The sequence below is a fragment of the Streptomyces sp. B3I8 genome, from assembly GCF_030816915.1.
Lineage (GTDB): Bacteria > Actinomycetota > Actinomycetes > Streptomycetales > Streptomycetaceae > Streptomyces.
In genome coordinates this window covers 2,131,024-2,149,391 of record NZ_JAUSYN010000002.1, presented here as the reverse complement: position 1 = coordinate 2,149,391, position 18,368 = coordinate 2,131,024, and the positions used below count along the sequence as shown (strand labels likewise).

General features: G+C 73.2%; 12 protein-coding genes, 3 tRNA genes and 2 pseudogenes. 11 read left to right on the top strand and 6 right to left on the bottom strand.

Features of this window, described 5'->3' with window-relative positions:
- Nucleotides 1–251: 251 nt before the first annotated feature.
- Both QFZ64_RS11660 and QFZ64_RS11655 read right to left on the bottom strand, forming a co-directional pair.
- Nucleotides 252–1,706 (bottom strand): FGGY-family carbohydrate kinase, encoded by a 1,455-nt coding sequence (locus QFZ64_RS11660; RefSeq protein ID WP_307064814.1) that lies wholly within the window; start codon nucleotides 1,704–1,706, stop codon nucleotides 252–254.
- A gap of 178 nt (nucleotides 1,707–1,884) precedes the next feature.
- Complete coding sequence (locus QFZ64_RS11655; RefSeq protein WP_307064813.1) at nucleotides 1,885–2,190, bottom strand: YtxH domain-containing protein; 306 nt, start codon at nucleotides 2,188–2,190, stop codon at nucleotides 1,885–1,887.
- Between the two features lie 167 nt (nucleotides 2,191–2,357).
- On the opposite strand from QFZ64_RS11655, the gene QFZ64_RS11650 reads away from it, so the two are divergent.
- The 4 genes and pseudogenes from QFZ64_RS11650 to QFZ64_RS11635 form a co-directional block, all read left to right on the top strand.
- A tRNA-Asn gene (locus QFZ64_RS11650) sits at nucleotides 2,358–2,430 on the top strand.
- A gap of 5 nt (nucleotides 2,431–2,435) precedes the next feature.
- Nucleotides 2,436–2,508: transfer RNA gene (locus QFZ64_RS11645), tRNA-Asn, on the top strand.
- 223 nt (nucleotides 2,509–2,731) lie between these two features.
- Nucleotides 2,732–2,808 (top strand) — tRNA-Ile (locus QFZ64_RS11640).
- A gap of 318 nt (nucleotides 2,809–3,126) precedes the next feature.
- A pseudogene (locus QFZ64_RS11635) lies at nucleotides 3,127–3,407 on the top strand (MFS transporter); the annotation flags it as partial.
- Between the two features lie 73 nt (nucleotides 3,408–3,480).
- On the opposite strand, the gene QFZ64_RS11630 reads toward QFZ64_RS11635, so the two are convergent.
- Nucleotides 3,481–4,074: a hypothetical protein gene (locus tag QFZ64_RS11630; RefSeq protein ID WP_307064812.1), complete on the bottom strand. Its 594-nt coding sequence runs from the start codon at nucleotides 4,072–4,074 to the stop codon at nucleotides 3,481–3,483.
- A 697-nt stretch (nucleotides 4,075–4,771) separates the two neighbouring features.
- Here QFZ64_RS11630 and fxsA point away from each other — a divergent pair.
- The 7 genes and pseudogenes from fxsA to QFZ64_RS11595 all read left to right on the top strand — a co-directional run bounded on the left by fxsA (nucleotide 4,772) and on the right by QFZ64_RS11595 (nucleotide 14,829).
- Nucleotides 4,772–4,933 carry an FxSxx-COOH cyclophane-containing RiPP peptide gene (fxsA, locus tag QFZ64_RS11625; protein WP_307064811.1) on the top strand — a complete coding sequence of 54 codons (162 nt, stop codon included), beginning with the start codon at nucleotides 4,772–4,774 and terminating at the stop codon, nucleotides 4,931–4,933.
- Nucleotides 4,934–5,052: 119 nt separating this feature from the next.
- Nucleotides 5,053–6,405: a TIR-like protein FxsC gene (locus tag QFZ64_RS11620; RefSeq protein WP_307064810.1), complete on the top strand. Its 1,353-nt coding sequence runs from the start codon at nucleotides 5,053–5,055 to the stop codon at nucleotides 6,403–6,405.
- Nucleotides 6,395–10,414 carry an FxSxx-COOH system tetratricopeptide repeat protein gene (gene fxsT, locus QFZ64_RS11615; RefSeq protein ID WP_307064809.1) on the top strand — a complete coding sequence of 1,340 codons (4,020 nt, stop codon included), beginning with the start codon at nucleotides 6,395–6,397 and terminating at the stop codon, nucleotides 10,412–10,414. Before QFZ64_RS11620 ends, fxsT begins: the two co-directional genes overlap by 11 nt.
- A 112-nt stretch (nucleotides 10,415–10,526) precedes the next feature.
- A complete protein-coding gene (locus QFZ64_RS11610; protein ID WP_307064808.1) occupies nucleotides 10,527–11,810 on the top strand; it encodes an FxsB family cyclophane-forming radical SAM/SPASM peptide maturase in 1,284 nt (427 codons plus the stop codon).
- Nucleotides 11,807–12,877: pseudogene (locus QFZ64_RS11605) on the top strand (HEXXH motif-containing putative peptide modification protein); the annotation flags it as partial. The gene QFZ64_RS11610 and the pseudogene QFZ64_RS11605, both read left to right, overlap by 4 nt.
- Nucleotides 12,878–12,952: 75 nt before the next feature.
- Nucleotides 12,953–13,804 carry an aminoglycoside N(3)-acetyltransferase gene (locus QFZ64_RS11600; protein ID WP_307071657.1) on the top strand — a complete coding sequence of 284 codons (852 nt, stop codon included), beginning with the start codon at nucleotides 12,953–12,955 and terminating at the stop codon, nucleotides 13,802–13,804.
- A gap of 131 nt (nucleotides 13,805–13,935) precedes the next feature.
- Nucleotides 13,936–14,829, top strand: coding sequence for a DUF4231 domain-containing protein (locus QFZ64_RS11595; RefSeq protein WP_307064807.1), 894 nt, complete (start codon nucleotides 13,936–13,938; stop codon nucleotides 14,827–14,829).
- A 78-nt stretch (nucleotides 14,830–14,907) separates the two neighbouring features.
- Here the strand turns inward: QFZ64_RS11595 and QFZ64_RS11590 are convergent, their stop codons facing one another.
- From QFZ64_RS11590 to QFZ64_RS11580, 3 genes are all read right to left on the bottom strand, one after another.
- Nucleotides 14,908–15,393 carry a hypothetical protein gene (locus QFZ64_RS11590; RefSeq protein ID WP_373430590.1) on the bottom strand — a complete coding sequence of 162 codons (486 nt, stop codon included), beginning with the start codon at nucleotides 15,391–15,393 and terminating at the stop codon, nucleotides 14,908–14,910.
- Between the two features lie 148 nt (nucleotides 15,394–15,541).
- A complete protein-coding gene (locus QFZ64_RS11585; protein ID WP_307064805.1) occupies nucleotides 15,542–16,579 on the bottom strand; it encodes a rod shape-determining protein in 1,038 nt (345 codons plus the stop codon).
- A gap of 213 nt (nucleotides 16,580–16,792) precedes the next feature.
- The gene (locus QFZ64_RS11580; RefSeq protein ID WP_307064804.1) at nucleotides 16,793–18,358 is read right to left on the bottom strand and encodes an acyl-CoA synthetase; all 1,566 of its coding nucleotides are present in this window, start codon (nucleotides 18,356–18,358) and stop codon (nucleotides 16,793–16,795) included.
- Nucleotides 18,359–18,368: the final 10 nt, after the last annotated feature.

The window sequence follows — 18,368 nt, the reverse complement described above, 5'->3', positions numbered from 1 at the left end:
GGGGATGCGGTGGTGCACCACCCCCTATCGTCCGGCACTCCACCCGTGTTACCTCAACCGATTAATCCGATCGCGGCACGGGTAGGTGCACGGGTTCGCTCCGGGGGCGCACGCCCCGCGCGTTCGAGCTTTCGGGGAGCGCGGTCCGGGCCCCGGTCCCGGGCCCCCGTCACCTGACCGCGAGGAGCCCGCCCCCGTGCCCGCGTCATGCCCGGCCCCGCGCTCGCGAGGAGCCCGCCCCCGCGCCCGCGTCAGGCCCGGAACGCCCCGGGATGGGTCTGTTCGCGCACCGACACGTACTGCTGCCGCACCGCCTGACCCACCGCCAGGTCCTCCCCGGCCTCCAGCACCTGCGCGGCCGCGCCCTGCCACACCGGCGGGGTGCGCGGGTCCAGGGTGCCCTGGGAGGCGCCGAGCGCCCACGCCGCCTGCCGTGCCGAGCCGATCGCCGCGTAGTCGGCCGGCTGGGGGACGACGACCTGCGCGGCGAACAGCGAGGGCGCCGCCGCCTGCACGGCCGGCAGCTCCGCGGCCGCCCCGAGCAGGAACACCCGGCGTACCTCGACGCCGCGCCCGCGCAGCACGTCCAGCGCGTCCGCGAGCCCGCACAGCATCCCCTCGAACGCCGCCCGCGCCAGGTGCTCCGGCTTCATCGACTCGCGCCGCAGCCCCGCCAGCGTGCCCGCGGTGTGCGGCAGGTTCGGCGTGCGCTCGCCCTCCAGGTAGGGCAGCAGCACCAGGCCGTGCGAGCCGGGCGTCGACTTCATCGCCAGCTCCGACAGCGTCTCCAGATCCGGCACGCCGAGCAGATCGGCGGCACCGCGCAGCGCCCGTACGGCGTTGGTCGTGGTGACCACCGGCAGATGCATCCCGGTGGCGTCCGCGAGTGAGGTGATCATGCCCGACGGGTCAACCAGCGCCTCGGGGTGCACGGCCATCACCGAGCCGGAGGCGCCCAGCGACACCACCGCGTCACCGAGCCCGATGCCCAGCCCGAACGCGGCGGCCATCGTCTCGCCGGTCCCCGCGGAGATCAGCAAGCCCTCCGGGGTGCGCCCGGCCGCGTCCGAGGGACCGAGCACCTCGGGCAGCATCGCGTGGTGGCCGAGCGCCAGTTCCACGAGGTCCGGCCGGTACGCCCCGGTCGCCGCCGACCAGTAGCCGGTGCCCGAGGCGGCGCCCCGGTCCGTGGTCCTGCGCACCGGCCGCCCCAGCAACTGCCACACCAGCCAGTCGTGCGCCTGCAGCAGTACGGCGGTGCGCGCCGCGTTCTCCGGTTCGTTCTTGGCCAGCCAGCGCAGCTTCGTCACCGGCTGCGCGGCCCCCGGGACGCAGCCCACCGACTGCGCCCACGCCTGCCGCCCGCCGAGCGCGTCGATCAGATCGGCGGCCGCCACCTGCGCCCGCTTGTCGGCGCCGACCAGCGCCGGGCGCACGGTGGTGCCCTGGGAGTCGAGCGGCACCACCGCCCCCGCCTGAGCGGAGACGCCGATCGCCTGCACGCCTTCGAGGAGACCGCCGCTCGCCGCGTCGCCGAGGGAGAGCAGCCAGGCCTGCGGATCGACGTCGGAGGGGCGGCCGCCGCCCTCGCGCGGTTCCAGCGGATGTGGCGCGTAACCCTGCCTGAGCACGGCGCCCGTGTCCGTGTCACACACGACGATGCGAGTGAAATCGGGCGAACTGTCCAACCCGGCGACTATCCCCATGGCGGAATTGTGCCGCACATGCGGAGCGCACCGCGCCGCTCCCCGGCGTCCGGGGGCGGCCGGACCCCGGGCCGGACGCGGCCGGGCCCGGGGCGCGGGCGGGTGGGTGACCTCGGCCACCCGGCCCGCACGCACCCCGGGCCCGGCATGTCCGGGGCCGCGGACGCGCGTCGCGGCGTCAGGTGTTGCTCGTGCCCCAGTCGTCCCGGCCGGACCCGGCCGAGCTGTGCTCGCGCAGCGTCTGCACGCGCCGGCTGACCGAGTCGGGCATGCGGTCGCCCACCCGGTCGCTCACCGCGTCGTAGGCCTTGCCCGCGAATTCCCGGCCCTGCTGGGCCGCGGACTCCGCGGTGTTGCGGACGGCGGGGTTCTGAGCCATTCGCCGTGCCGACTGCCTCAGTTGCTCGTAACGCTCGCGTCCGGCCCGTGTACCCAGTACGTAGCCCACGGCCACTCCGACCACGAACGTCAGCCGATAGCGCATGACGGCCACCTTCCCTTGCTCTTGCGTCCCGGTCCTTGCGCGGGCGCCGGTCGCGGGGGACACCGATTGGCGAAGCACCCCCCTGCTTGCGCTAATGTATGTGTCGCAGCGAGCGCGCGCCCTTCGGGGCGGCTACCCGGGTAGCCACGTTCGATGCGACGAAGCATTCCTCCGTAGCTCAATTGGCAGAGCAGCCGGCTGTTAACCGGCAGGTTACTGGTTCGAGTCCAGTCGGGGGAGCTCGGTCCTCCGTAGCTCAATTGGCAGAGCAGCCGGCTGTTAACCGGCAGGTTACTGGTTCGAGTCCAGTCGGGGGAGCATGCTGAACGAGGACCCTTCAGGGGTCCTTTTTCATGTCCGATCACCTGTCGATCACATGTCCGACCACAGGCCCGCCGCCGGTTCCGGGAACCGCACGGGCCGCCGCGGAGTCTCCAGGGACAGCAAGGTCGCCGAGCACCCGCCCACCTGGGGCAGGAGATCGTATGAGCGGCTATGCTGCGGCAGACGGCGCGCACACGTGTACGCGACGCGCCGCAACGGGGCGGTAGCTCAGCCGGTTAGAGCAGCGGACTCATAATCCGCCGGCCGTGGGTTCGAGTCCCACCCGCCCCACCAAGCGCCACTTCCACGGAAGAGGTCTTCCCGGTGACTCAGCCAGGAGACGGAACTCTTGTCTCCTGGCGCCGGGCGTCTTCATCAATGTGCCCGTCGCCCTCGGTCCGCCGGCCATCGTCCTCGGCCTCACCCAGGCCCGGAGCACGGTCGGGGTTCCCCCGAGGCGCTGCTGTCGCCGCTGTCGGCCTGCTGTTGCTGATCGTGTTCTGGGCCGTCGAGCGCAGGCTGAGCGTCCGGCCGGTGCCGCTCGGTGTGCTCGGCAGGCCCTGAGGGCTGTCCCGCAATCCCCGGCGGGCGCGCGACGACAGCTACCGCACCGGCTCCATGGTCACGGCCACCTCCGGTCCCGCCGACCACGAGCAGGGCCTGGCCACCGGGCTCGCGGCCATGACCCAGCAGATCGGCATCACCGTGGGCGCGCCGATCATGAGCGCGATCGCCACCGTCACGATGACCGGCACCGGCACCGGCGCTCGGCCGTCCTCGGCGGACTGCGGACGGCCCTCGCGGCCAACGCCGCCCTCGTCGTCGTCGGCGCCCTGGCCAGCGCCGCTGTCCTGCGTGGTGCGCGGTCGGATGCGCGGTCCGGTGCGCGCTGACTCGCTACGGTTCGGATTCCGCGCGGGTTCCTGACGGGGAACGTGCCCCGTCAGGAGACGGAGGGGTGAGGCGTCACTTGCGCAGGAGCGGCGGGCAGACGCCGGTCACCGAGCCGATGGAGTTGATCGTGGCGTTGTCGCGGGAGTCGTCGGCGTAGTTGATCTGGTCGGTGCACTTGACCTCCGGGTCCTTCACCGGGGTGCCCTTCTCCCCGCCGGCACCCTGGACCGGCGGGCAGGTGCCGGTGTCCGAACCGATGGAGTTGATCGTGGCGTTGTCGCGCGGGTCGCCCGCGTAGTCGAGCTTGTTCGTGCACTTCTCGTCGTCCGGCGCCTTCTGGACCGGCGGGCAGGTGCCGGTGTCCGAACCGATGGAGTTGATCGTGGCGTTGTCGCGGTAGTCGCCGGAGTAGTCGATCTGGTTCGTGCACTTCATGTCGGGCTTGGCGGGCGTGCCCGCCGACGTTCCCTTGCCCGCCGACGTCCCCGAACCCGTCCCCGCCGAGGTGCCCTTGCCCTGGTCGGACTTCGGGGTGTCCGTGGACACGGACGACTTGCTCGCGGTGGAGGAGGGCGCGTCGGCGAGGTCGTCACCGTTGCATGCCGTCAGCGACAGGCCGAGGGCCACCGCGGTCAGGGTCAGGATCGAGATCTTCCGAGCGCGCATGGGGTCCATCCTCCGTGTGGGGGTGGGGCCGGCCGTCCGGCCCCGGTGGCTTTCTGTCCCGCTAGAGGGGCGGCCCGTCCGGCACCGTTGCGCGGCGGGCGTGCTCAGGACACGCTCGTGACACAGCGGTGGCAGCGGCGTGAAGTTGACACCGGCCGGGACGCCTTCTGTCACACACCGAGGGCGGGAGCGCCTGCGGTGGGACGGCGGAAGCGGCCGGTTCCGGGGCGGCGCGAGCCCGACGGTCACCTCGGACCCCGTCCACGAGGGCGCGCACGCCCTGTGCTTTCTCCCTCGCGGGTGATGGGCACAGCGCGGTCGGCACCACCCAGGGGCTGGACGCGCTCATGCCGGGGCGACGGTCACCTACCGCGTCCGCGCTCCTAGGCCGACGTCGCAGCGCGCGACGGCACCGGTGTTCCTGGCGTGCCCGATGGTCCCTCGGTCACTGTCGTTCCCTTGTCCCGTCGTTCCCGGCGTGCGGGATCCGCCCCCGCGGCGACAATGGCATCAGACGACCAGTCGGGTACGGTCCGGACACCGGCCGGACAGTGTGTGCGTACCACCCGTGCCACGCCGGTCCCGAGGGTTCGACGAGGGGAGCGTTCCTCTATAGTTCTGCCGTTGCCCGGACCCCGGCGCGGCATCGTACGACGTGCGTGCGCGCACGCCAGCAGGGAAGGGCACGTACGTGCTGATGGACACGAGCGAACCCGAGTACGCCTCGGTTCTGGTGGATGTCGCGAACGTGCCCATGGACGCGCTGGAGGACCTGCCGGAGACAGCGCTGTCGGCGGTGCTGAGGGAATTGCGTGAACCGTCGGCGGAATCGTACGCCGCCTTCGAGTCCGCCCTCTAGGATCTACCACGACGGACCCGGAGCTCGCCGACCACTCTCGGCATACTGCCAATTGCCCACTGGCGCAGACCTGGTGAGGGTAGAGCGGTGAGCGGCATGGGTATGAAGGTGCCGCGTACGTGTCCCCGGCCCGGCGCGCCGTCGGTGGCCGGGTGGGCGGCGGTGGGGGTTTGGGGGTGCCCTTGGAGCGGGAGTCGTACTTCTTCCTCAGCTACGCGCGCCAGGACGACCGCGATGACGTCTTCGTGAGCCGCTTCTACGAGGACCTGGTGGGCGAGCTGGACCGTCTCGGAGAGGACTGCAGCAGGCAGAGGCCCTTCCGGGACGTGGAACAGCTTGCCCTCGGGGCGGACTGGGAACGCATGCTCGGCCGGGAGGTGGGGCACTGCCGCGCCATGGTCGCCCTGTGTTCCCCCGCCTATGTGCACAGTCTCTACTGCGGCAAGGAGTGGGCGGCCTTCCAGGCCCGGGTGGAGGACTACCGGGAGCGCACCGACATCGACGTACGCGCGCTGATTCCCGTCATCTGGGCCCCGTTGCGCGGCCCGGTCCCCGAAGCGATCAGCCGCTACCAGTTCTTCGAGCCGGGGCTGGGCCGCGAGTACGCGGAACAGGGACTGATGAGTTTGATGCGCGGTGACCCCACCGCCTATCGCAGGGCGCTGCGGCTCATCGCCAAACGTGTGCAGTACGCCGCCGGACTGTTCCGGCTACCCACGGTCAAGGAGCTCGACCTGGGCGCTGTGCGAAGCCTTTTCCCGGCTCAGGGCGCCATGGCACCGACCGGACGCAGCACCGGCCACGTGCGGCTCTTCGTGGCAGCGGGAGCCGCGGACGCCCTGCCCGCCGGCAGGCAGCGGCACGAGTACTACGGCCGCTCGCCACTCGACTGGACCCCCTACCACCCGCCGGTCCACCCCACCGTCGCACACCGCGCCCAACGGGTGATCCTCGAGGAGGAGTACACCTCCAGCATCGAGGTCGTCGACGACACGCTCGGCAGCAAGCTCGACGAGGCGATGCGGGAGAACCAGCCCAGCGTGCTGCTGGTCGACCCCTGGGCCGCCCGCGGGGCGCCGTACCGCGCGCCGCTGTCCGACTACGACCGGCGGAACCATCCGGTCACCGGCGTCCTGATGCCTTTTCACCAGTCGGACGACGAGTCCGGTGACAGGGTGCTGTGGGACGACGTGCGTCAGGTTTTCCGGCGCAACTGGATGCGGCGCAACGATCCGTACGACCGACTCTTCCGGGTTCTGGTGGACAAGGAGCACTTCGACGACCGGCTGGCCGAGATGGTGATCGTGGCGCAGAGCCGATTGATCGAGAACGCCGTCCCCCGACGGCTGCCCGCCGGACCGCCCGCACCACCGATGCCGGGACTCGCCGTCCCCGCCCAGCCCCCGCCCGGCGACCGGGACGACCCGTCCGGTCGCCCTCCCTCAGCAGAGGATCCCGACGATGACGACTGAGGCCGGTACCGGACGCGACGGTCGGATAGTGACGTTCTACTCGTACAAGGGTGGAACGGGGCGGACCATGGCACTGGTCAACGTCGGCTGGATCCTCGCCAGCAACGGCCTGCGGGTACTGCTCGTCGACTGGGACCTGGAAGCCCCCGGTCTGCACCGGTACCTGCGACCGTTGTTCGTCGACTCCGAACTCCGGCGCAGCAACGGCCTGATGAACATGATGACCTCCTACGTGGGGCAGGTTATGGGCTCGGGAGACCCGGGTCGGTCCGTCGGTGGCACCGAAACGGACCGGGACACTGTGATCGAGGGCGAGGAGTGGCTGCGCTCGTGCGCCAGCCTCCGCCCGTACACCACAGGGCTCGACCTGACCCTGCCGCCCGGCGGACGCCTGGACTTCCTTCCGGCCGGCCGTCAGAGCGCCTCCTACTCCGCCGCTGTCACCACCTTCGACTGGCACCGCTTCTACAATCGGCTCGGTGGCGGTTCCTTCCTCCAGGTGCTGCGCGAGGAGATGAAGGCGGAGTACGACTACGTCCTCATCGACAGCCGCACCGGCGTCAGCGACACCTCCGGCATCTGCACCATGCTGCTGCCCGACCTGCTGGTGAACGGCTTCGCTCTGAACCTGCAGAGCATCGGCGGCTGCGCCGAGGTCGCCGCCTCGGTCACCGCTTCCGCCCCGCACCCGGTGCGCATCCTGCCGGTGCCCATGCGGGTGGAGGACGCCGAGCAGGAACTGCTCCAACAGGGCAGGGACTCCGCGCGGGCCGCGTTCGCGCCCTACCTCTCATGGCTGCACAAGGGCGAGCGCGAGAAGTACTGGGGAGAGGTGGAGATTCCCTACAAGACCTACTACGCCTATACCGAGATACCGGCCACGGTGGCCGACCGCCCGTTACAGGCAGGTTCCCTGCTGGCCGCGTTCGAACGGCTCACCGGGTGGATCACCGACGGGCAGGTGCGCGGTCTGCGGCCGCAGCCGGTGGAGGAGCGTCGCCTGCTCAACGCCGAGTACCGGCGCGATCCGCGCGCGGTGCCGCCCCGCTTCTACGTCAGCTACGCCCCCACCGACCGGATGTGGGCGGAATGGGCGGCCGGTCACCTCCAGGCGGCCGGATATCAGGTGTCCCTGCACAGCACCTCGGAGTCGGTCAACGGCGTCCCGGCCGAGGCGACCGCCGTGTTGGAACGGCGGGGCCGGCTCCTCGCCCTGCTCACCCCGGACTACGTCCATCAGCAGCGCGCCGCCGACGTATGGGCGCGGGTGACCGGACGGGAGTCGGCGGGAGTGCCGGCGCTGGTGGCGGTCCGTGTCGAGGAGATGGACGGTTCCCACTCCGCGGACGGACTCTTCGACGACCGTCTCAGCGTCGACCTGACCCGCCGGAGTCCGCAGGACGCGGCCCGCGGACTGCTGGAGGCCGTCGGCTCGGCCTCGGCACCGCGTACCCCGGACGGCAGCACCGTCACGGGTGTGGTTCCGCCGCCGTTCCCGACCGCCGCTCCTGCCGTGTGGCGCGTCCCCACCCGTAACGTGGCCTTCACCGGGCGCGGCCCGCTCCTTGAGGAACTGCGCGACCGGTTCAGCGGCGGATCCCGGCAGGTGCCTCAGGTCCTGTACGGCCTCGGCGGGATGGGCAAGACGCAGATCGCCCAGGAGTACGCCCACCGTTTCAGGGCGGCCTACGACGTGGTGTGGTGGCTGCCCGCGGCCCAGCCCCACCTGATACGCCCCGCACTGGCCGACCTCGCTCCCCAATTGGGCATCGAGGACGGGGAGGACACGGCCGGAACGGCGGAGGCCGTGCTGCGCGCGCTGCGCGAGGGACGGCCGTACAAGCGCTGGCTGCTCGTCCTGGACAACGCCGGACGGCCCGAGATGCTGGAGGAGTTCCTGCCCGGCGGACCGTCCGGCGGGCACGTGCTGATCACCTCCCGCGACCGGACCTGGGCCAACAGCGCCGGTCTGATCGACGTCGACGTCTTCCAGCGTCGCGAGAGCCTGGAACTGCTCCACCTGCTCAACCCCCGGCTGCCGGTCGTCGAGGCCGAGCAGGTCGCCGACCGGCTGGGCGACCTGCCACTGGCCGTCGGGCAGGCCGCCGTCTGGCTGAGCGACGGAAGCATGCCGGTGTCGACGTACCTCGCCCTGCTCGACGACCGCCTCACCAAGGTCCTCAACGACACCCGGCTGCCCGAGCGGGACTATCCGCGCTCCGCCGCGGCCACCTGGCTCCTCGCCGTGGACGAACTGCGCCGGATCAACCCGGCCGCGGCCGAGATGCTGGAGATCTGTGCCTTCTTCGGTCCCGACCCCATCCCCATGAGGGTGCTGTACGGCCGGACCGTCACCGAGGCCCTCACTCTGGGCGAGGGTGAGCCGCGCGACGAGATGACCATCGCGTTGCTGCTGCGCGCCATCAACCGCTTCGGTCTGGCCAGGAGTGACCAGACGAGTGCCACCCTCACCGTGCACCGGCTGGTGCAGGCGGTCATCCGGGACCAGATCCCCAAGGAGGACAGGTTCACGATCCGTGCCGTGGTGCACGCGGCTCTTGTCGAGGCCGCGCCCGGTGATCCGGACGCGCCGGACAACTGGGAACGGTACGAGGAACTCCTCCCGCATCTGCAACCGGGCCGGGCCGCCAAGAATCCCGATCGGGAGGTCCGCAAGTGGATCACCGACTCGGTGCGTTATCTGTGGAAACGCAGTCTGTTCACGGCCGGTCTGGACCTCGCCGCATTCACTCTCCAAACCTGGGAAGCGCGTGGCATCGGCCACCCCGACGATCCGCAGACCCTCATGCTCCGCACCCAGCAGGGCAATCTGCTGCGCTCGCAGGGCAGGCTGCTGGAGTCCTACGAGATAGACCAGGACACCCTCGAACGGTTCCGGCGCACTCGTGGAGCCGAGTACGCCCACACCTTGGCGGTGGCCGGCAATCTGGGGGCCGACCTGCGTGCCCTCGGCCGTTACCGGGAGGCGCGCGAGTTGGACCGGGAGACACTGGCCGCCGCCCGGCGGGTCCTCGGCGACGATCACCCCCGCACCCTCATGTACACCAACAACCTCGGCATGTCGGAGTACCTGGCGGGCGACAGGCAGGAGGCTCTGCGCCTGCACGGCGGTGTCCACCGGCAGCAACTGGAGACCTACGGGCCCAAGAACCTTTACACCCTGTCCCGCGCCGACAACTATGCCCGCGATCTGCGGGAGACCGGCAGTCTGCGGATGGCCCTGGAGCTGCTGGAGACCACTGCGCAACAGTGTGCGCAGGCCCTCGGCGACAATCACAGCGTCACCCTGCGGGTACGCAAGAACTTCGCGGTGGCTCTGCGCAGGAACGGGCAGTACGAGCAGGCCAGGGAGATGGACGAGGACCTCCACAACCGCTACGTCACCGCCCATGGCCCCGAGCACGCCGACACCCTCGCCGCCGCCTGCAACCTCGCCGGGGACCTCGCCGCGCTCGGGGACACCGGGCGGGCGCTGGAGCTGGTCGAACGCGCCATGTCCCGCTACGAGACCTATCTCGGCGCCGAGCACCCCGTCTCCCTCGCCTGTGCCAACAACCTCTCCGTCTACCTCCGCCTGGAGGGGCACACCGGGCGGGCGCGGGAGATGTCGGGGCTGGCGTGGGAGCAGATGACGCGGGTGCTCGGGGAGAGGCATCCCTACACGCTGTGCTGCATGGTCAACCACGCCAATGACCTCGCGCTGGCCGGGGCCGACGACCCCGGCTGCTTCGTGGCCGCCGCCGAACTGGAGGTGCGGGCCCGGGAGCTCTTCGTCGAGGTGCTCGGGACCGATCACTACGACACCATCGGGGTGACCTCCAATCTCGCCCTCAGCCTGCGCGCCGTCGGCCGGACCGAGGAGGCGGACGCCCTGGCCGAGGAGGCGCTGCGGCGGTCCCGGCAGACGCTGGGGGAGGACCATCCCACGACCCGCGCGGTGCTCGCCGGCACCCGGCTGGACTCGGACATCGAGCCGCCGACCACCTGAGGTGTCCGTGAGTACGAGCAGTACGAGCCTGGGCACGGTCCTTGCGTCACCGCGCCCGCGGACCCCGTAGGGTGACGCCGTCCCTGACGCCCCACCAGAGCGACCGATGCCCATGCCCGCCACCCGCTCCCTCCGCCCCCCACCCGCACCGGACCCCGCACCCCTCGTGCCGTTCCGGCAGTTCTTGCTGAAGATCCACAGCCGGTGCGACCTCGCCTGCGACTACTGCTACATGTACGAGGCCGCAGACCAGAGCTGGCGCGGCCGCCCCCGGCGGATGGAGCTGGACACCGTCCGCCGCACCGCCGCCCTGATCGCCGACCACGCCCGCGAGCACCGTCAGTCCGAGGTGCGGATCGTGCTGCACGGCGGGGAGCCGCTGCTCGTCGGGGCCCGGCACCTCGACGAGCTGCTCGGCATACTCACCGGCGCCCTCGACGGCGTCGCCGCACCCCGGTTCGTGCTGCAGACCAACGGCGTGCGGCTGGGGCGGGATCCGGGGCTCCTGGAGGTGCTGGACCGGTACGGCGTACGGGTCGGCGTCAGCCTCGACGGCACCGCCGCCGACCACGACCGGCACCGCCGCCGGCCCGACGGCCGCGGCAGCCACGCCGCGACCGTCCGTGCCCTGGACCTGCTCGCCGCCGGCCCGCACCGGCACCTGTACGCCGGGGTGCTGTGCGTCGTCGACCTGGCCGCCGACCCCGTGGAGACGTACGAGGCGCTGCTCACGCACACCCCGCCCCGGCTCGACCTGCTGCTGCCGCACGCCACCTGGGACGCCCCGCCGCCGGGACTGGCGGACCGCACGGCCCCGCCCGACCGGCCGCCCGACCCGCCGTCCGGCCCCACCCCGTACGGCGACTGGCTGTGCGCCGTCTTCGACCGCTGGTACGGCGCCCCCCGGCGGGAGACCGGCATCCGGCTCTTCGAGGAGATCATGGTGCTGCTGCTCGGCGGCACGGCACGCAGCGAGTCGGTCGGGCTGACCCCCGTCGACCTCGTCGTCGTCGAGACCGACGGGACGATCGAGCAGGCCGACTCGCTCAAGGTCAGCTACCCGGGCGCCCCGGAGACCGGCCTCGACGTCTTCCGGCACACCTTCGCCGACGCCGCCCTGCACCCGGCGTTCCGCGCCCGGCAGCGCGGCACGGCCGGACTCGGGACGGTCTGCCGCGCCTGCCCCCGCGCCCGTGTCTGCGGCGGCGGTCTGTACGCGCACCGCTACCGTCCCGGCGACGAGCCGTCGTTCTCGGCGCCGTCCGTCTACTGCGAGGACCTCGCGCTCCTCGTCGACCACATCGCCGACCGCGTACGACGGGACGTCGCCCGGCTCGCCGACGCACCCGACCACCGCACCGACAGCCCCGACCACCCGGAGGCGGTCGCCCGATGAGCACCACGGATGCCGCGGACGCCACGGACGCCACCGAAAAGCCCGCCACGGACACCACCCGGTACCTCACCACGGACGCCCGCGGGGGCGCTTCGGGCCGCCTCGGACGTCATGCCGTCGGGCGCGAGGACTTCCTCGCGCTGGCCCGCGCCCGGGGCGGTGCCTCCCGTGTCGCGCTGCTGCGCGCCGGGCAGCTCAGCAAGCGGATGCTGCTGGTGCGCGCGCTGCGCGAGGCCGCCGGGGAGCGGGTCGGGGACGCCTACCGGCGGCTCGTCGCGCTCAACCGCCGCGACCCGGACGCCTGGCGGGAGGTCCTGCTCCAGCCCTACCTCGACGAGGGCGTCGCCCGCACCCTCGTCGCGCTGGAGCGCGCCGAACCGGCCGGCACGGAGTGGTTCGACCGCCTCGTGCGCGACCCGTACGCACCCGACGGCCCGCCCTGGCCCCGGGTGCGCACCGAATGCGACGGCCGCGTCCTGGATGTACGCCTCGCCGACCGGGGCCCCTTCCGCGACGCGCACGGTCACACCCTCGCCCCGCCCCTCACCGGCCCCGAACGGGAGCGCTGGACGCGGACGCTCACCGAGGCCTGGCGGATCCTCGTCCGCCGGCACCCCTGGCACGCCGAGGCCGTCGCCGCCTGCCTGACCACCCTCGTCCCGCTGGAGCCCGGCCCCGACGGCGGCGGCGTCAGCTCCGCCGCCCGGCGCGCGTACGGGGCCGTCGCCGCCTCCCTGCCCGAGGACCCCGTCCTGCTCGCCCTCGGCCTCGTCCACGAGTTCCTGCACGTCCAACTCGGCGCGCTCCTCGACCTGGTGCCGCTGCACGGCCCGCCCACCGCCGCCCGCTACCACGCCCCCTGGCGCCCCGACCTCCGCCCGGCCGGCGCCCTGCTCCAGGGCACGTACGCGCACCTCGGCGTCACCGACTTCTGGCGCGCCGAACTCGCCGCCGGCGTCGGCGGACCCCGCGCCCGGCGGGAGTACGACACCTGGCACGGCCACACCGACGCCGCCGCCGGCACTCTGCTCGACAGCGGTGAACTCCTGCCCGCGGGGACACGGTTCGTCGCCGAGCTGCGCCGCGCGATCCGCCGCCCGGACCCCGGGACGGGCGCGGGGGCGGGTGCCGGGGCCGCTGCCCTGTGCACCCGCGCCCGGCTCGCCGCCGACCTGCGGGCCCTCGGGCTCACCGCCGGGGACACCGTGCTCGTGCACTCCTCGCTGCGCGCGCTCGGCCCCGTCGAGGGCGGTGCCGAGACGGTCGTGGACGCGCTCCTGGACGTCCTCGGCCCGGCCGGCACCCTCGTCGTCTACACCCAGACCCCCGACAACTCCGACCCCTCCCGCTGGCCGGGCACCCGCGGCTACGCCGTCCCCGAGGCGCAGTGGGAGCGACTCCGCGCCGCGCTGCCCGCGTTCGACCCGGACACCACCCCCGCCTACGGCGTCGGCGTGCTGCCCGAGACCGTACGGGCGCGGCCCGGCGCGCTGCGCAGCGCCCACCCGCAGAGCTCCTTCGCCGCCCTCGGCGCCCGCGCCCGCGCGATCACCGCGGACCACGCCCCCGACTGCCACCTCGGCGAACGCTCCCCGCTGGCCCGTCTGGAGGAGGCCGGCGCGCGAGTGCTGCTGCTCGGGGTCGGCTGGGAGGTGTGCACCGCGTTCCACCTCGCCGAGTACCGGGTGCCCGGACGGCCCCGGCAGATGTACTCCTGCGTCGTCGGCGACGGGCAGGGGGGCCGCGCCTGGTACACGTACACCGACGTCCGGCTCGACTCCTCGCCGTTCGCCCGCATTGGCGCGTCGTACGAGGCCGGCGCGGGCGACGAGAGCGACGAGAGCGAGGGCGGGCGGCCGTCCGCCGTCGGGGAATCCGTCGTCCGGGGACGGGTCGGCGCCGCCGACAGCCGGCTGTTCGGCCTGGGACCGGCCGTCGCCCACGCCACGGCATGGTCGGCCCCGGCGGCAGGATCCGGCCCCGCCGTCCCCTGATCGGATGGTTCCGGGCCGTCCGGGGCCCCCGAGGCCGGTCTGCGTCTGGTGCCGGACGGGCCGGGGCGCGACCATGGTGGGTCCGATGACGGAGGCCGCAACGGGGGGCCCGGAAAACGGAGTTGGTCGACGTGGACGAGAGGGCTCTGCCGCCGCTCTTCGTGGAGAACGACCGCCTGGCGCTCAGCCGGCAGAGCGAGGCCTTCCGGGCCACCCGCACACAGCTCACCGTGCTGCTGTCGGGCACCGCCGCCGCGACACTCACCGAGCACTGGGCGGGCCGGTTCTGGGCGACGCTCGCCGCCCTGTGCTACGGGCTGGCGGCGATCCTCGGCCTGTACACCGCGCGCCGCAGGGCCCGCGCCCACTGGCAGGCGCACCGCGCGGCCGCCGAGGTCGTCAAGTCGCTGGCCTGGCAGTACATGGTGCACGGCGGGGCGTTCCGCACCGGCGTCGTCGACCCGGACGGGCTGTTCGCCGAACGGCTCGCGGACCGGCTGCGGGAACTGCGCAAGGTCGGCTGGGAGGACCACGGCGATGCCACCGCCGGGCTCGCCCTCCTCCGCATCGCCGAACAGATCACCCCGCAGATGCGGGCCGTGCGCGCCAAGCCGTTCGAGGCCCGGCGCGACACTTACGTCCGCGAACGGGTCCTGGAGCAGCTCGTCTGGTACGGCAAACGGTCCGCGCAGGCCCACCGCGCCTCCTCCCGCTGGTCCGCCGGCACCGCGGTGCTCACCCTGTTCGCCCTCGTCACGGCCGCGCTGCGGGCCTACGGCCTGCTCGGCAACTGGGACCTCAACGGTCTGTTCTCCGCCGCCGCGGCGGCCGGGGTGGCCTGGCAGGAGGTGCGCAGGCACCGCCCGCTGGAGTACGCGCACGCCCTCATCGAACAGGATCTGGACACCGCGCGGCTGGCGATGGGCACCACCGTCACCGAGGAGGGCTGGGCCGACGCGGTCGAGGACGTGGAGCGGCTGTGCAGCCCGCAACACACGGACTGGCTGGTGCGGTTCGGATCCTGAGCCGACGGCCGACGGCCGACGGCCGACGGCGGTCGGCGGTCGGCGGACGGCGGTCGGCGGACGGCGGGACGCGGGCCGTCACGCCCGGCTGACCCCCGGCCGCCACAGCACCCGCACCGGGACGCCGGTGCTGCGCGCGTACGCCACCACGTCGGCGGTGCCGCCCAGGCCGCGCGCCGGGTGCCCGTCCCACACCGCGAGCAGCCGGTCGGTGTGGTCGACGATCCAGCGGCCCGCCGCGTAGTACGCCTCCTCGTGGGTGGGTTCCAGCGGCAGCCGGACGCGGTCCGCGCAGGCGGCGAGCAGTTGCCGGTAGGTGCCGCGCACCCGCTCGTCACCGAGGTGGGCCTCGTAGTCCATGCCGGGGATGACGGCGGTCACCGGGACGCCGTGGTCCAGCGCGAGCTGGGCGAAGAGCTGGTCGCTCCCGGCGGCCAGCGCGCTGAACGCCACCGCGGCCGGTTCCAGGCTCAGTTCCGCGAGCTCCGCGACGATGCCCGAGCGCACCGCGGGCAGTACCTCGCTGGGTACGCAGCGGTGCCCGGTGATTCCGATCCGGGACACGGACACCACCTCCGCGGGCATGGTCGTCCCGTGCACCCTAACGGTCACCCGCCACCGGAACCTATCGCTCACCCCCCGGCGCCCACCGCCGTGACTGTCGTACGCCCCGCGCGCGTTCACGGCGGCCGGGGCACGGCGGCGTCGGGGGTCAGGCGGCCAGCGGGTCCAGCACCAGCGGTTCGATCCGGCCCTCCAGCATCTCGCCCAGGCCCTGCACCGCGCACACGTCGGGCCGCTCGGCGATGTACACCGGCATCCCGGTCGCCTGCCGCAGCATCTGGTCGAGCCCCGGCAGCAGGGCGCTGCCGCCGACCATCATGATGCCCCGGTCGGCGAGATCGGCGACCAGGTCGGGCGGGCAGTCCCGCAGCACCTTGCCGATGCCGTCGAGGACGGCGGTGAGCGGGGTCTGGATGGCGTTGCGCACGGCGGCGGTGTCGACCTTCACCGAGCGGGGGAGCCCGGTGGCCACGTCTCGGCCGTGGATCTCGGTGACCTCGGGGCCGCCCGGGGTGAGCCCGTTGCCGGACAGGGCGACCTGCAGCGGCCGTACCGACTGGCTGGGCAGCATCAACTCGTGCTGGTGGCGCAGATGCTGCACGATCGCGTGGTCCACGGCCTCGCCGCCCACCGGGATGCGCTCGGCGGTGACGATGTTGCCCAGCGACAGCACCGCGATCTGCGTGGCCGCCGCCCCGCACACCATGATCATCGAAGCCTCGGGCCGCTCCACGGGCAGCCCGCACCCGACGGCCGCCGCGACCAGCGTGTCCACCAGCTCCACCCGCCGCGCCCCGAGCCCGACCATCGTCTCCACGGTGGCGCGCTGGGCCAGCGGATCGGCGTCGTGCGGGGTGCAGGCGGCCGCCCGCAGCCGGGGCTTGCGGCGCAGCGTGCGGCGCAGCTTCTCGCCGAGCAGCTGCCGCAGCATCCGCTGGGCCATCTCGATGTCGACCACCGTGCCGCCGGAGACGGGCCGCACCACCCTGATGTACGAGGGCGTGCGCCCGGTCATCTTCTCGGCGAACTCCCCGACCGCGATCAGCGCCCCGGTCTGTGTGTTGACGGCGGCGGCACTGGGCTGGTCGACGACCAGCCCGACCCCTTTCACATAGACCCGGGTCCTCGCCGCCCCCAGGTCGACGGCGAAGTGGCAACGGCGCAACTGCTCCAGACTCGCGGTCACGGCGACATCCTCCCGAGGCACGGACCGTGGGACCTCCGGCCGGCGGCCCCTCACTCGCATCGTGAGCGCGACCACCCGTTCCCGCGCGCGGAGCTGGGCCGGGCAGGGAACGCCCGAACGGGTGAACTGTGCGGGGCGTGCGCGGTGCAGTGGTCAAGGCGTCCGTGGCGCCGTGTTCACGGCGGGTGCAGCGCGTGCGTGGCGCCGCCGTGCTCAGGGCGTCCGCAACGCCCGCTTCAGCAGCTTCCCCATGTCGTTGCGCGGCAGGGCGTCCAGGTAGTGGACGACCCGTGGCCGCTTGTGCGGGGCGAGCCGCTCCGCGACGTGCGCGGCCAGCGCCTCGGGCGCCGGTGGTGATGCCGGCTCCGCCGCCACCACCCATGCGACCACCCGCTCGCCGAGGTCCGCGTCCGGCTCGCCCGTGACCGCCGCCTCGCTCACCCCGGGGTGTTCGAGGAGCGCGTTCTCGATCTCCCCGGCGCCGATCTTGTAGCCGCCGCTCTTGATCAGGTCCGTCGCCTTCCGGCCCACGATGCGGACGTGACCGTCCGGGTCCCGGACCGCCATGTCGCCGGTGCGGAACCAGCCGTCGGCGGTGAACGCGCCGGCGGTGGCGTCCGGCCGGTGCAGATAACCGGTGAACAGGTTCGGCCCGCGCACCTGGATCTCGCCGACCGTCTCCCCGTCGTACGCGGCGATCGGCGTCCCGTCCTCCTCCACGAGCCGCAGTTCGACCCCCGGCAGGGGCAGTCCGACCGTGCCCGGCCCGGCCTCGCCGTCGGCGCGGACGGCGGTGTTCATCAGCGTCTCCGTCATGCCGTACCGCTCGACGACCCGGCGCCCGGTCGCCGCCGCGATCCGCTCGTGGTCGTGGACGGGCAGCGCGGCCGACCCGGACACCAGCAGCCGGGCCCCGGCGAGCGCCCGCACCAGCTCGGGGTCACCGGGCAGCGCCTCGGCGATCCGGTGGTACATCGTGGGCACCCCGAACAGCATCGTCGCCCCGGAGTTCAGCTCCCGGGCCACGCCCTCGGTGGAGAACCGGCCCAGGTGGCGCACGGCCCCGCCGCGCCGCAGCGGGCCGAGGACGCCGAGGATCAGCCCGTGCACGTGGAACAGCGGCAGGCCGTGGACGAGGACGTCGTCGGCGGTCCACTGCCAGGCGTCGGCCAGCGCGTCCAGCGTGGCGGCGACGGCCCGGCGGGGGATGACGGCGCCCTTCGGCGGGCCGGTGGTGCCGGACGTGTAGACGACGAAGGCGGGGGACTCGGGGTTGGGTTCGTCCAGGGCCGGGACGGTCTCGCTGCCCCCGAGATCGATCCCGGTGCCGGTCCCGGTGCCGGTCCCGGCGTCGATCCCGGTGCCGGTCCCGGCGTCGGTCCCGGTACGGATCCCGGCGTCGATCGTGACGTCAAGCCGCCTCAACTCCCGCACCGCCCGCGGAAGTTCTTCTCCCGGTGCCGCGAGGAGCAGTCGCGGTGCGCTGTCCGCCAGGATGTGCTCCAACTCGGCCTTGCCCGACCGGGGGTTGAGCGGGACGACGGCGAGGCCGGCCTCCAGCGCGGCCACCACGCCCACCGCCGTCTCCAGCACCGGTGTCGCCCACACCGCCACCCGCCCGCCGTCCGCGGCCTCGCGCACCCGCGCCGCGAACCGCCGCGCCGCGACGGCCAGTTCGCCGTGGCTCAGGGCATGCGTGCCGAAGCGCAGGGCGGGCCGGCGGACGGTCGCCGAGTCGTCCGTCGCGGCCTGGAACAACGCCGGAAACAGCAGGGACACGCGGCACACT

Coding starts and splice junctions, on each gene's coding strand:
- QFZ64_RS11610 (WP_307064808.1), top strand. CDS start 10,527: ATGCCCGCCACCCGCTCCCTCCGCCCCCCACCCGCACCGGACCCCGCA.
- QFZ64_RS11655 (WP_307064813.1), bottom strand. CDS start 2,190: ATGCGCTATCGGCTGACGTTCGTGGTCGGAGTGGCCGTGGGCTACGTA.
- fxsA (WP_307064811.1), top strand. CDS start 4,772: ATGGACACGAGCGAACCCGAGTACGCCTCGGTTCTGGTGGATGTCGCG.
- fxsT (WP_307064809.1), top strand. CDS start 6,395: ATGACGACTGAGGCCGGTACCGGACGCGACGGTCGGATAGTGACGTTC.
- QFZ64_RS11630 (WP_307064812.1), bottom strand. CDS start 4,074: ATGCGCGCTCGGAAGATCTCGATCCTGACCCTGACCGCGGTGGCCCTC.
- QFZ64_RS11660 (WP_307064814.1), bottom strand. CDS start 1,706: ATGGGGATAGTCGCCGGGTTGGACAGTTCGCCCGATTTCACTCGCATC.